This is a genomic window from Mucilaginibacter sp. OK098 (assembly GCF_900142915.1).
Classification (GTDB): domain Bacteria; phylum Bacteroidota; class Bacteroidia; order Sphingobacteriales; family Sphingobacteriaceae; genus Mucilaginibacter.
Genome location: NZ_FRCM01000001.1, coordinates 453652 through 467136, shown reverse-complemented (window position 1 = coordinate 467136; position 13485 = coordinate 453652). Strand labels below are relative to the sequence as shown.

The 13485-nt window shown below is 41.7% G+C and carries 16 protein-coding genes; 4 read left to right on the top strand and 12 right to left on the bottom strand.

All coding sequences use genetic code 11. The annotated features are described in order from the left end of the window. Positions 1–697: 697 nt before the first annotated feature. The 7 genes from BUE31_RS30910 to BUE31_RS01880 all read right to left on the bottom strand — a co-directional run bounded on the left by BUE31_RS30910 (position 698) and on the right by BUE31_RS01880 (position 4527). Positions 698–847 carry a hypothetical protein gene (locus tag BUE31_RS30910; RefSeq protein WP_159440621.1) on the bottom strand — a complete coding sequence of 50 codons (150 nt, stop codon included), beginning with the start codon at positions 845–847 and terminating at the stop codon, positions 698–700. Next, a complete protein-coding gene (locus BUE31_RS01900; RefSeq protein ID WP_073399714.1) occupies positions 844–1347 on the bottom strand; it encodes a hypothetical protein in 504 nt (167 codons plus the stop codon). Before BUE31_RS01900 ends, BUE31_RS30910 begins: the two co-directional genes overlap by 4 nt. Positions 1348–1390: 43 nt before the next feature. Then, the gene (locus BUE31_RS01895; protein WP_073399712.1) at positions 1391–2428 is read right to left on the bottom strand and encodes a DUF932 domain-containing protein; all 1038 of its coding nucleotides are present in this window, start codon (positions 2426–2428) and stop codon (positions 1391–1393) included. Between the two features lie 4 nt (positions 2429–2432). Next, entirely contained in the window at positions 2433–2600 is a 168-nt protein-coding gene (locus BUE31_RS31290) for a hypothetical protein (protein WP_200801847.1), read from the bottom strand. Beyond that, positions 2567–2731, bottom strand: coding sequence for a hypothetical protein (locus tag BUE31_RS31285; protein WP_200801846.1), 165 nt, complete (start codon positions 2729–2731; stop codon positions 2567–2569). The genes BUE31_RS31290 and BUE31_RS31285 overlap by 34 nt, the downstream gene beginning before the upstream one ends. 82 nt (positions 2732–2813) lie before the next feature. After that, complete coding sequence (locus BUE31_RS01885; protein WP_073399708.1) at positions 2814–3377, bottom strand: hypothetical protein; 564 nt, start codon at positions 3375–3377, stop codon at positions 2814–2816. A gap of 535 nt (positions 3378–3912) precedes the next feature. After that, the gene (locus tag BUE31_RS01880; protein WP_073399706.1) at positions 3913–4527 is read right to left on the bottom strand and encodes a UPF0758 domain-containing protein; all 615 of its coding nucleotides are present in this window, start codon (positions 4525–4527) and stop codon (positions 3913–3915) included. 128 nt (positions 4528–4655) lie between these two features. Between BUE31_RS01880 and BUE31_RS01875 the strand changes: the two genes are divergently transcribed. The 3 genes from BUE31_RS01875 (at position 4656) to BUE31_RS01865 (ending at position 7028) form a co-directional block, all read left to right on the top strand. Continuing rightward, positions 4656–5057 (top strand): hypothetical protein, encoded by a 402-nt coding sequence (locus BUE31_RS01875; protein WP_073399705.1) that lies wholly within the window; start codon positions 4656–4658, stop codon positions 5055–5057. A gap of 76 nt (positions 5058–5133) precedes the next feature. After that, a complete protein-coding gene (locus BUE31_RS01870; protein ID WP_073399703.1) occupies positions 5134–6327 on the top strand; it encodes a hypothetical protein in 1194 nt (397 codons plus the stop codon). Between the two features lie 344 nt (positions 6328–6671). After that, complete coding sequence (locus BUE31_RS01865; RefSeq protein ID WP_073399701.1) at positions 6672–7028, top strand: hypothetical protein; 357 nt, start codon at positions 6672–6674, stop codon at positions 7026–7028. Between the two features lie 103 nt (positions 7029–7131). On the opposite strand, the gene BUE31_RS01860 is transcribed toward BUE31_RS01865, so the two are convergent. Genes BUE31_RS01860 through BUE31_RS31280 form a run of 3 tightly spaced genes read right to left on the bottom strand, consistent with a single transcriptional unit; the run spans position 7132 to position 10170 of the window. Further along, on the bottom strand, positions 7132–8829 hold the full coding sequence (locus BUE31_RS01860) for a nucleotidyltransferase domain-containing protein (protein WP_073399700.1): 1698 nt from the start codon (positions 8827–8829) through the stop codon (positions 7132–7134). Positions 8830–8831: 2 nt separating this feature from the next. Further along, complete coding sequence (locus tag BUE31_RS01855) at positions 8832–9956, bottom strand: SAVED domain-containing protein (RefSeq protein WP_073399698.1); 1125 nt, start codon at positions 9954–9956, stop codon at positions 8832–8834. 1 nt (position 9957) lies between these two features. Beyond that, positions 9958–10170, bottom strand: coding sequence for a hypothetical protein (locus BUE31_RS31280; protein ID WP_234997730.1), 213 nt, complete (start codon positions 10168–10170; stop codon positions 9958–9960). A gap of 431 nt (positions 10171–10601) precedes the next feature. Here BUE31_RS31280 and BUE31_RS01850 point away from each other — a divergent pair, with 431 nt between their 5' ends. Next, the gene (locus tag BUE31_RS01850) at positions 10602–11849 is read left to right on the top strand and encodes an AAA family ATPase (RefSeq protein WP_073399696.1); all 1248 of its coding nucleotides are present in this window, start codon (positions 10602–10604) and stop codon (positions 11847–11849) included. 81 nt (positions 11850–11930) lie between these two features. Here the strand turns inward: BUE31_RS01850 and BUE31_RS01845 are convergent, their stop codons facing one another. After that, positions 11931–12110 (bottom strand): histone H1, encoded by a 180-nt coding sequence (locus BUE31_RS01845; RefSeq protein WP_073399695.1) that lies wholly within the window; start codon positions 12108–12110, stop codon positions 11931–11933. Positions 12111–12179: 69 nt separating this feature from the next. Beyond that, positions 12180–13484, bottom strand: a complete 1305-nt coding sequence (locus tag BUE31_RS01840) for a hypothetical protein (protein WP_143167007.1) — start codon at positions 13482–13484, stop codon at positions 12180–12182. Position 13485: the final 1 nt, after the last annotated feature.

The window sequence follows — 13485 nt, the reverse complement described above, 5'->3', positions numbered from 1 at the left end:
TTTTGCTTTAGCTAAGGCTTTTGAGATCTTTTGCCTTTGTAATTTGCCCGACTGCGGGTAAATTTCATTCCAGTCCGCACTTAAGCAATTAATATACTACAAAAACATCCGTTATTTAAGAAATATAATGACAAAACATAGGATAGCCGTGCTTCCTTCATTTTTCAGCATCCGGAAGATCCTGCAAAAGAAGTGCAATTGGAATTTGTTATGTTCAATTGTAAAGACGACATTCAAAATTTCAAGAATATCCTCATCGCCGTCAATAATAAGTATTCTTTTGGGGTTATCCTGAGAAAGTTAAAAGCAATGAACGTTCGTACGACGCTCTACTTGCTAAGCGTTTATGGGATTTGTCCGAAAAATTAGTAAATTTCATTTTCCGATACACTAAGTGAAGTCATTTGAGTATCAGTTTTATTTATTTAAAGAAGGAACTTATGGGGAACTAATTCAAAGCTACGCATAATAATTTGAATATCAAATGATTATGAAAATATTTTCCACTTAATGTAAACGCAAATAAGCTATACTGAGCGTCAAATAGTTACAATCGACAAAGGCACAAAATCTTGATCAGGCCTTATAATTCACTTTCAAAGTTCACATTTTCATCATATCGTGAGTTTCGGGAAGTTTGCGGAAGTTAACCCGCAAAAAAGCCCCTTTCGGGGCTAATCTTGAAACTGGCAAGTGGTTATAATTCGACTACTAAACCGTCCTGGCAATCGCCGGCTTCCTTTTCAGCCTCTTCCCTATTCTCAAACACTAAATTATTGCCGTCTGTATCGGTTGCGATGATAGCGTATGCTGCACCACCGTGCATTTCAATGACTATAAAACTCATCCTTTTTCCTCCATAAATTGAATTAATAAAATCCGTTCTTCCGTTTCCTTATCCGAAACCCAAACCTGTTGCGCATCCCGACCTGTTATAAAACGGTCGGCGCAAGGTTGTACAAACGCCCTGCAATCAGCGGCGATACACCGCAAAACAAACTGTTGCAGGTTTTCCCCTTTATCGGCATTCATGGCAAACATCTTTTGTGCTTCCTGATTCCAAAAAGAGAGGCAATGCACAATTTCAAATAATTCAACTGGCAAAATTTCGGTTTCTAAAAAGCCGACTAATACCTCGTTATAAGGGCATTGGTTTCGTACACCACGCAGATAATAAAATCGTTTGCATTTAAAACCTGCATTTGTATTCAGGTGGTGGTAATCGCATAACTGCATTACCTGCGCTATGGTTTCCCCTGAAACGTCCTCCACATTAACCAACGTATGTGTTCCATCATAAGTGATCTTTGAATACTTTTGATCGGGGTTTACTGACTTAAATTCCATCTTCTTTAAAAATTAAAAGGGGGATTGCTCCCCCGTTAAAAATTCAGTTTAATAGCAATGCGCTGCTTCCCTCCTTCGCAAAATCATTGCACAGGTTAAAAGCGGTTTGCGCACGGTCGAAACCCGTGCCGTACATAATGGATTTGAACTTGCTTTCCTCCGTCTTAAAATTGCGGACATTCTGAAAATAGCCGGTAACGGCATTGTAGGCACCAAACAAAGTACCTTTCGTAGTTTCCTCCTGCTGGGTCGGGCTGGTCATGGCGTAATCAAAAACGCTGCTTACCATATTGGTAAAATGACTGCTTAACTCATCTCCCTTACCCATTTTCAGTTTTTCGTAAACCTCCTTATTAGGGATCATGGCTAACTGTATCAGCTTTTTGACCTCAGGGTCGCTGATCCTCACCCTTGACCATCGATTATAAATGGCTTCCAACTCCACCGATAACTGGTTAGAGATACCTAACATTTTATAAGCCTCTTTCAGCTTATCCCCTGCGCTGGCCGTATGGCGTATCTTAATACAGTTCGTTTGATTACGCAAAGCGGCATTTAAGGTATTTTGACAAACCACACGCACAGGAGTAAAGGCAATATTTATACTGCCTGTTCCGTCATGTGATGAAGTTAGGAATAAATACTTTTCAATGCAATCATTGCGCCCGACACGGATATAATCGGGCAGTTTTGCCGTAATAAAAATAATTTCCCCCTGCCCTAACGCCCCGGCAGTTTCGTATAAAATACCATCCTTACCACCTACGATGCTATCAAAAAAACTGAACGCCTCGGTATTCTGTACCACTTCGTAATCCCTGCCAATTTTATCACCTAAAACCGCCTCGGTATCCGTGCGGAAAGTAAAATAACTGTTCTCGGAAATAATATTAACCCCGCTCGGTAGCGGGTGGATATTCGGGCGTTTCAATACCTCGAAATTTAACCCCGCCTGTATCAAGGCTTCCGCACTTGTCGGGTATTGCTCAATGACCTGCCCCAAACCATGCCAGGCCTTTTCCTTTACGCTCATAAAACTATGTTTCTGCGTCTGCTCGTTATAATTAAGATTGTGTGCCATTTCTTTAAAATTTTAGTTTGTAGTCCATAAACTCTGTTTTCTTTACCCGCACTTTTCGGGTGTTTCTGATGGTACAGGTGGATTGCTGTTGCAACTCCGTAATAGCTTCATGCACATTGCGGTGCGTGGTCGCTATCGTTACCTTGACCAATAAAAAAATTGTATCATCCATAACCTAAGCGTTATAGTTTGAATAAACTCTGCCAGTTCGTACTGGTATAGTGCGGGTTGCTCCTGTGCCAGTTGCTGTGCGTAACCCTCCCAAAATATTTGGTTGGTTAATTCGATAAATAGTTCTAACATTGCTGTAGCTTTAAGATTAGAAATTGTCTTAAACAACGCCCCCGATGCTTCCATTATCGGGGGCGTTACCATTTTTAAAAGATTATTGCGGTATCACAATACCCGCCTCGATCTCGGCCAGTTTTTCCACGCACATATTATTTACCAACTGCGCTACCGTCCAAATAATGGTCGGGTTCTTGGTTTCAAACTTCCTGCGGTTATCATCCTCGATGGTCAGCACACAGCCACTGTAATAATTGGTGTCGGTCGTGTCCGCTTCATCCCTTAACTCCACCTCGAAATCGTCCAGATTTTTAATGGTGTCCTGCAACTTCGTGCGCTGTTTCGCCTTGCGGTGCATTTCCTCGATGAACTTTAAAGTACCTTCTAAATTCAGCACGATCTTTTTCGGTTCGGGCTTAGCTTCCGCAACCGGGGCAACCTCTGCTTTCGGTGCTTCGGTTTTCGGCGCATCCGTTTTAACCGCCTCCGCCTTGGGTGCGTCTGCCTTTGGCGCTTCGGTCTTCACCTCGGCAGGCTTGGCGGTTTCGGGTTGTGGCTTACTGTCCTTATTTACAGGATTAGCATTTACAAAAGCGGCTTTGTTATCTTTCTTTTCTGCACCGTTTAAATTGGTGGCCTTATCAATTATTTCTGTTTTCATGATTTCTAAATTTTAATGTGTTTTTAATAATTACTGTTCGCTGTGCTTCGGTTCTTCGGTCTGTGGACTCTGCGCCGTGGCGGTGCCCTGCAATTCTTCGTGTTCATGGTTCGCTGTCTAAATAATTCTCTTTTTTAAGTCACCCTCGGCTACGCCTCGGTGGCTTTTTGATGACAGCCTCACCTAACAGAGGCGGGCAGAACGACAAGACTTTTTGGAAAAAAATACGACCCCCGCGCAGCGGGGTGTGGAGATTTTTTTTCAAAAACCCGCAGGGCACGGTCTTGGCGATCTGACCGACTCTTTAGAAATTTGTACTCAAAAAGCCCGTGGAGAGAATGGGAAAGCGTAAAACAGCACTTAAAAAAACATTATCAAGTGACCGCAAAAAATCCGGGTGATCCGGGCAGCGCGCATGCGGCGGCACGGGACACCCGGTGTTTTAAACCGCAGGGAAGCGGCTGACAACGGAAGCGGCTGGACCTGCGCACTTTGAAAATCGTAAAGAAGCGCGACAGGCCCGGCTGACCACTTCCTACTTCGACTCCCCTAACAGTATCTTTTCTTCCGCCAACCTGGCCGATAGTTCCATCGCCGCAATGATGGCAGTGCTCTTCGCATGTCCCATGCCTTTGAACATGCAAAGTTCTTCTACATTCAACCAACTTAATCGTAACAAACTGAAATCAACACTCGCAAGGATACGACCCGCCAATTCCACCGCCGTTTCCCTGGGTGAACCTGAAGAAATGAGTATAGCTATGAGTTCCGCATCTGCCATGGCTTCGCGCCCCGAGCCCATTAATTTCTCACGCGGCCGGCAGTCAGGATCCCAGCTCTTGATACCGGTAGTGCGTTCGCCTTCGGCTTTGCGTCCCGTGGTATCAATGGCTGCACGCTGGTAGCCTGCTGTACGGAACAAGGAGGACATGGCTTCTAATAGAAATTCAAAATCTTCTTCAAAAAACACTATGCCGTTCTTATCATATCCTCCTTGCGGCAGATGATCGCTACGGCTGATCTTTATGAAATCACTGCCATTGACAGCCTGCATGTAGTCAAAAAAATAGATCTTGTTTCCATTTGTAAAACTTTCCGTAGCAATGATTTCCCTGTCTTGGGTGTTCCTGCTTTTATTTTCCCTATCCATGATTTGCCTCTTTTAGTTCCTGCAAAACTGAAAGCCACTACCAGAATTATCCGGTAAAAAAACACAAACACCCGATATAACCGTTTATAGATCGGATATGTATTTAACTGTCAACTAACTGCATAAAAATGATACGTCTGACTCCTGAAGAAAATGATCGCAAATGCGAAGAGTGCGGTAAGGGATTGCACGGCCGGATCGATCAGCGCTTCTGCAATGACCTTTGCCGAAATGATTACAATCGAAAAAAGCGATTATTCGAAAAAAGTATTGAACCACCGTTTATCCGGCAAGTGATCAACGTTATCCGACGCAATCATAAAATTCTGGAGCGATACAACGACGGTTCGGATAACCGGCTCGTGTCACGACAAGAGCTGATCGAACGAGGGTTCAGCTTTAAATTTTTCACAAGTATCTATCAAACGCAGAAAGGCGATATTTACCACTATGTATTTGACTATGGTTGGCTGGCTACAGAAAGCGGCAAAATACTTCTGGTAAGAAAAATCGAGCAGGCAGATATATAATGCTTTAACTTGAATATCGAAAATTGAGTCCTAATCGCATTCAATTAATTTGGCTAAAATATTTTTAGTTTTGTGTATGCCTGAACAAATCAATCCCCAATTATCTCTACAAGATCATTTTAAAAATTTAAAATCTGCTATACGCGAACAAATTAATGCCCTAAATTCTCCGCCTGACGATCGGCTTTCATTCATCGAAAACTTAAAAAACAAATATAAAACCCGTCCCATACAGTTGCAGCCCCCAACTCCAAGTACATCTACAATCAAAAATGTCCCCAGAAGACTATTGGAAAATACATGGGTTGAAAAAGTTTTCGAAATTAAAGTGACCATACCTTATAAAGGGGACAAAGAATTATTTAACTGTAAACCGGTTCCTTACGATCGCGTTTTTACCCGGCACCGACATATACTCTACAAGGATATCATTGTAGTTTATGTAGAAATAGCGGAAGAAACTGCTCAGAAATACGAACAGGAGTTAAATGCTTTTGTAACGGAGATCAGCAAAAATCTGGAAAGAATCAATAACCAGGCTGAACTTTTTAATGACGATTTATATGATTTTATAGACGGTCTTCTTCGGAATAAAGAAACAGAACTTAACAAACAAATCGCATTCAGAAGACAAATCGGACTAAACATTAATCCACGATCAAATGAATTTCTGACGCCATCGCCGGTCAAACGTAAAGCCGTTCCATTACCTTCAGCAGAGCGCATAAATGGCATAACCATCCCTGTTCTGGAGTCAAAAGTCTATAATGATATCCGGGAAGTACTTTATCATGCCGGACAGGCTATGGAACGTAAGCCATCACTCTATCTTGGGAAACACGAGGAAGATCTTCGTGATATTTTTCTACTATTTCTGGAAACCCGTTACGAATCAACCACCGGTTCAGGTGAAGCATTTAACAAAAAAGGCAAAACTGATATTCTCCTAAAATATGCGGGAGATGGTACCAATGTGTTTGTTGCGGAATGCAAAATATGGAAAGGACAGAAAAAACTTTTTGAAGCTATTGACCAATTGCTGGGATACCTGACCTGGCGGGATACAAAAACAGCACTAATGATTTTTGTTAAACAACCAGATTTTAGCAAAGCGATCGAAGTTGTCTCATTATTTGTCAATCGTCACCCCAATTTCAAACGATTTGTTGGTGCAACCCACCCTACCTCATTTGCCTATGAAATGTCGCTAACCGGCGATTCGAGCAGTAGCATATGGATTGAATTTATGTTATTTCATTTTCCGGGTTAATTATTCTTGCGATTTAAATCATTTCCTAATCAGATTTCTTTTACAAAGCTGAAATCTTCTAACAGCTATAAATGTCAACTGTTACAGGTTTGACTTTACAACTATCTGATATTCAATAATTTTAACCCAAAACACTCCGTGTCGTTTTTTTGATTTTGTATATTTTTTATTTTCAAACCGTTTGACGCTGCAATGTAATTGAGAGCATTCATCAAACTGCGCAAAAGTTTGAAAAAAGCTGTCCTTTATTACAACCAAGTTGCACACTACTTTTAGTCAACCGTCTGTGTCGTTTACGGCAAGCCGGATAACTTATAGTTTCACTTAAAATAATTTAAATAAAAATGACAACTCAAAAAAACAGTTACGGGGATTCGTTCCTCTACCAGGCATTTATGATGCGTGCGTACAAAACCAGCCGCGATTTAAAAAAAGGAATCGACAACAGTGTATTTCTGCTACTTGATCACATTAACCAAGGGCACTATGGCAAACCAAGGGACTACGAAAAACAAATAGTTAAGATCAAAACTTACTTAGCCAAAGCAGTAGAAAAAGTATTAAAATGGAAATTAAGCCCTGAAGAAAGACATCAGGTGCAGGTTTATGCAACGCATGCCGAGCGTGCTAATGATGAAAACACCCTCTTGTATGCCATCAATGGTTTACTTAACGCTACGCAACGTTTTCAGCAGTATTAATAAATGGGGGATATCAAATAAGAATCTGTAGTTAAAAAAAAATAATATTAAGTCAGATACAATAAAAAGGGAGGTCATGATTTTTAAATATGCCTCCCCTTTTTTAGTCACAATCAACATTTACATTAACGGTTGCTTCAGTTAAGTGAGCCGGAGATTGAGGACCTTCCCATATTCCTCCATTGACCTGATATAATTCATAGTATACGAGCCACTCTGCGAGCCAGGGAATGGTGAGTTCAGCGACCCGACTGGCCTCTGTCCATTTCATATCCGGCGGAAAGCTGAGGCATAAACTATGATCTCTATACATATGAATCTTGTGTGATGGCTGTATTTCTGGATGTATAATCGTCGTTTTAGGTTCTTTACCGACAACGTACTCAATCATCAGCTTGTAAGCATTTAATGCACCTGGCGGGGTGATCCAACCGGTACATTTTAAAACTTTGTTTTCTATCTTACATTTCAAGAACGAAAAGTTTTTCTCGATCAGTGTTTGCTGGTAGCGTAACGCGCCATACTTATGGTCTCTTCTTTTAGGAATATAAGGCGGTTGGGAAAAGTGGAAACGGTGAGGTTGATTCGTCATACCAGACGAACTGCTAGTTATATGACCTGACTGATTAGTTGCAGCCATCCCCCCAGAAAGCAAAGTGGCCGCTTCTCGCAACTTCGAAGATGAAGCCGGATTATGTAAGTTCGAGTCCGGACTAAAAGCTCTGTTAAAGGTTTTTTCGCCAAAAGATAACTTTAACGCTGAAGCTATATCCTGGTAACCTTTGGAAAGCTTATCATTACGCAATAAAGCCATGAACGATGCGTGCCACTCATAAAATTTCTTTTCAAGCTTACTGTTAGCAGCCCATTTATCTGCAAAATTCTCATTTGGATTTACCGGATTCGGTATCCACTTGACACCAGCCCGGTTTTCGATAAATGATGGCATCTTCTCTACCATGTGATAGATGATATCAAAGAAAAGGTCGGAGTTGAGAGAACGGACTACTTCGGCATATGATAATGCAGCGAGCGTAGTAATAATGACAGAAATGGGTTTAAAATCATCATCACCGTATTTCTGATCTCGGTGTCGTTTCATTAGTTGAACGCCACGTTGTAACGGAGTTCTTATCTTGTATTCAGGAATCTTATCCAGACTCATTTTCAATTCGGCGGAAAGTGCAGTGCGAATCCGATGTGCTTGCACCTTCATAACCTCTAAAAACCATAAAGCATATCCTTCCGGGTTACTGCCCATCCAGTCAGTTGTGCGATTATAATACTGAGGATGACGGTCATCCGTGATTTTAATAGCGTGCTTAGCGAATTCCTCGGGCACACCCAACCTGACGAACTGAAGGTAATCATCCGGAACTGCCGGAACAATGTCCAGGTGAAACCGGGTCGCCTCGCTGTAAATCAATCGCCAGCATCTATGCTTTTCTTTTAGCATACGCTGATAATTAGCATTTTGGTTCAAACGGTGAGCAATCAGTTGCTTGATACGGTATTGGCTGTCTGGTAGGTTAATCATCAACCAGCAAGTTGTATCAACATCAAACTCACATTCTTCGTGATCGGGACGAATTACCGTTCCGATCCGAAAAGAACCCTGTGGCACAAGTCTGGGATTATAGATTGCAAGTGATCCTGATGGATCAGCTAAAAAGCGACCAACCGCTTCGTAACGCTCTATGGCGTCGCGATATTGGCTTTCGGTGAGGTCAATTGATCTGGCCAGCTGTTCTAAACGAGTACCGGCTTGTTGTCTGTGATATAAACTTAAAGTGTCTATCATAATTATATTATTTTAATAGTGGGTACAAAACTGTTACTGACCTTATTCTGATCATAAATGATCATCGGTAGATCAGCCTTAGGCATCCTTACACGCCCGAATTCAATAGCTGCTGACACAGGCATTGCAGGAAAGACGTGCAACTCGGCTTGCTGACCATGCCTTACTTTAATCTGATCATATAGTTGACGACAAACCTGCCGGAATTGGCATAAGAGTTCAGGGCTGCGTAGTAAATCGTTACCTGGCTCAAGAACCGTAATCTCCCATACCGAATGCGGCTGATCCATAACTTGACTGATGCGGTCTTCGCTGATTTGAGCACTGAGGGAAATTTTTAAGACTGGCACTCCGACAATTTGCTGCGGTGGTTTTATGATAAATAAATCAGCCTGATTCCCTGCTTGCCATTCCCAGGTTGCGGGTTCGCGGTGACGCTGATAAACATCAGCATCAAAAATATCAGAAAGGAGTGTACCGAATTTGACAAGCAACGGCATAGGTGCCAGACCAAAAATTGAAAAGTGCTGTACAGGATGTATACCTTTCAATGGTAATATGTGCTCCCGGAACATATCATTCAGTTGTTTTTCCTGAAAAAACCAATAACCAGGAGAGTGATCCTCGAAGGATAGATTTTTAATGCCTAATTCGATTGCCTTTCCGGAAGCCGGATACCGACGCGGAAGCATTGCCTTAGCTGCATCCCGGTAACTAAGAGGCACTTTCTCCTGGCCAATATTAGCCCCAAAAAGTACAATATGACTTTGCTTTTCAACCGTAATAGCAGTCACGATCGATATCCGCTCTTCGTGTCTAGCCTTCATAGCCTTAAGCCGTTCTACAGGATGTTCAGCCACTTGCTCCCTGTCAATTAAGCGATGATGCCGGTCGCACATCAACATTAAGTTGGAAAGATCCTTTTTCAATAAAGGAGAAAATACAGGATCGTAACGCGGGCCTCCAACACTATCTGCATAGATATGCGCAACATAAGCACTGTTAAATTCCGCCTTCGTCAATTCATCATAAAACAAAGGTTCATTACAGTCTTCATACTGACATCGTCCAGCAGCCACACCCCAGAGCCGCAATTTAACAGACTCCGGTATTTTCGTTTTTGACATGTTACTTTTCCTTTCGCACACCTTTAAAAGGCTCGCCATCTTTTTTAACGTCCATAAATCTACCTGTTTCCGTGTCTCTCTTAACCCATTGTTCTGTCAAGGGATTAAAAGTCTGGCTGCGCTCTCTTACCGCGCCATTGCGATGTCCGTCGCCCGGTTTACCATTTGTTGCCATCTTTGTGATTTTATTGATGTAACTCTCTAAAGCTATCATGCGTCGCGTGCCAGATAGCGTTGCCCGGTATCAGGTAGAAGAAATATGGATGAAGAGTAGCAAATGCTTTGTAAAAAAATAAAAACTTTATTACTTTAGCACCTGTTAAAAAAATAACATGTCATACAAGTGAGTCACCGACTGAGTCGGCCTGATTAGCTTTGAAACACTTAGCCTGATTTTGGAATGGTACTCCGGATCAGGCTTTCTTTTTTTATAATAAAGAACGATTTGTAAAAACAATTAAAATTACGGATTTTCTACAGAAAAATTCACTTTTATACAACAACTACTTTTCAACATAAACATTTTTGTAAAAAAATGCGTAGAAAAGCTAAAAAAAGCTGTTTTTCACTAAAATTTCATAACTTGGTCTTATCGTTGTACAACCGATGTTAATAAAATTCACCGTAAAAAACTTTTTGTCCTTCATGGGTGAAGCCACTCTTGACCTTGAAGCGGGATCAATACGTGAGTTTCCAAATAATACTTTTTCAAGACAAAAAGGAACACAAGATATTCGTTTATTAAAAAACGTAACTCTTTTTGGAGGTAATTCTTCCGGCAAGACAAATATTCTTCGCGCTTTTTCAATGATGCGCTATTGGGTTGTTAAGAGCTACAGTGATACTACCGAAGGCAAAAAAATTCCGGTTAGACCGTTTGTACTTAATACTGTGACAGAAAACGGGCCGTCTTACTTCGATGTGCATTTTATAATCGGAAATACAGGTTACCGTTATGGGTTTTTAGCAGACAAGGAAAAAGTTCATGAGGAGTGGTTACTGACCACTACAAAAAGAAAAGAAGAAACTGTTTTCACGCGCGCTGATGGGGAATACCATCTTGATCGCGGTTTTCAATCTGAGCAAAAGCAACGCTTAAAAATGCTGATGGAATTCACCAAAGGCTCAGCATTGTTTTTAACGGTACTTGCTCAATTTAACATCGGTTTCGCAGAAACCATAATGAAATGGTTCCTGACTCATCGCATGTATCTTGACAACGAACTGGATGATGATGTAAATATCACTGCTGATTTACTCTTGAAAGAAGGCTATCGGGAGATTATTTATAAGATCATTAAGGAATCGGACCTTGGTTTTGCCACCATTAAAGAAGAAATTGATGACACAAAAAAACCCAGAAGAACCCAAAATGTTTATGATCTTCTGAATGAGGAAGTGTTAAAAACTTATAAAATAAAAACACGTCACGAGAAGTACAATTCAGAGTTAATAATCAAGGACACTATTTATTTTGACTTAGAAGAACAGGAATCTGCAGGTGCAAGAAAATTTGTGGCTTTGCTCGGCCCGATTGTGAAGGCCTTAGTTGACGGTACTACGATCTGGATTGACGAATTAGACGCACGTCTGCATACCGTTTTAGTAAGATTGTTAGTGCAATTAATCAACTCAGCTGCGTATAACCGTAGTGGTGCGCAAGCAATCATAACAACCCATAATGTTCAACTTTTCAAACGCCTGCGCCGTGACCAAATGATCACTTTAGAGAAAAACAAATTTGGTGTGTCTGCTATGGCAAGTGTATACACCAATAAGAATCAAGTTAGAGGTGATGCTATTATGGAAAAGGAGTATCTTAACGCCAACTTAGGAGGAATACCTAAAATAAGTGAGCAATTGTTCATTGATTTCGATAAAAGGTCGGATTAAATTTTTATTGATAGTGCGGTGCTTTTAAAAAAAGCCCGGTCATTGACCAGGCTTCCTTTACCATACCATAAGCTGACAATATTATTTAACAGCATTTTTTTTCTCTGTCACATCCTTACGGATATCTGTTGCAGCTACTTTCAACTGCTGCAGCGCGTTACGCAAACGCGTACCCGCTGCTTTGTTCCCTTTTTCATAAAATGCTGCCGCGTCTTTTTCAGCGGCGTTAACTAACTCTTGCAATGCTTTAAACTTTTCCATGGTCTTAAATTAAAATTGATGGTTAATAATATAAAAAATAACCGGCACATGAAGTACACGTAAACTCAACTACATCTCAATGCCCTTTGCTTCCTGTTTAGCGGTGGCTTTTCCTTTGCTCTTGCTCATCGCTAATTTTTCCGCTTTTGCAACTGCCGTTTCAAACTGTTCGCGCTTTTCCGGCTTGCCGTTCTCCTGGTAGAAATTCACCTGCGAATAACGCGGCACCGCTTCCAGGTGCAATTTCAATTCCTCCCCGTCTTTTACGGTGGTGATCATCGGGCGGTTACCATTCTTCAGCTCGGCGATCAGCACTTCTTTTTGAGCCGGGTCGCCCACTTCTTTGATCTGATACTGATCCAGTACTTTCGAAATATCATAACCGTAATGCGGATCATTATACTGGTTCATCATATAATTCCCATGACGGTCTTTGGCTCCGTCCATATCCAACTTCATCCAGGCTTTGTAAGGCTGGCCGCCGATATTCAACAGATCATCCCGGTAAACAGAGCGGCCCTGGATCATATTAACAGCTTGTGGTACAGTAAACCCGCGCCCTTTCTCTACAAAAAAGGTTTGATCTACCACAGGCGCACGGTAAGTCCTGTTAAACTCCTTGGCAACATAGGTTTCCTTACCATGCTCACGTTCGGCCAACAAATGATCAATGACAAGTTTATCATTTTTATTACCCGTCATATGACCTACAACCAACTCGCTCTTTTCCTGAACTTCTTTAAAAAATGCCACAGCTTCATAAGGGCTTTCAAAATTGCGAATTATTGGTTTTAGATCAGCACCCTCCGGACGCTGGGTGATAATCACGTACTTTTGCCCTTCTTCTAACGTCGGCGCATTGTTCAGCATTACGTGAAACTTATTCAGGTAATAATTGTCAGACTGGTTGGACTGCTTAAAATGCAGCACCGTATCGACTACCTCCTTATTACCCGGAAAGTGTGTCCGCAATTGAAATTCCGGCGAATTCTTCAGCATAAGTTCTTCCATCTGCCTGATCTCTTTTTCACCCAGACCCAGCATTTTCATTTCCTCGGTCAGGTTCTCTAAATTGTTTCTGTTCATACTATTTTCTTTAGTTAATGAATTAGCTTGTTTTATTTCTTCCAGCAATTGCTCCACATGCCGGTAATGGATCTCATAAGATTGCCCCGGCCCCGGTGGTTCATAATAAGGCCCCTTACTGTCCCGGTATTGCAGCGCTTCGCCTAGCGTATCAAAAAAAGCGCAATGCTGCGGTTTTAGTTCAGCCACCGCTGGCACCAGCGGAAACACCACATGGTGGAGGCCGACATCCTGCGCCTCTTCCAACATCACGATGATCTCCCCGGCATAACTCGTTTCCAGTTGCATG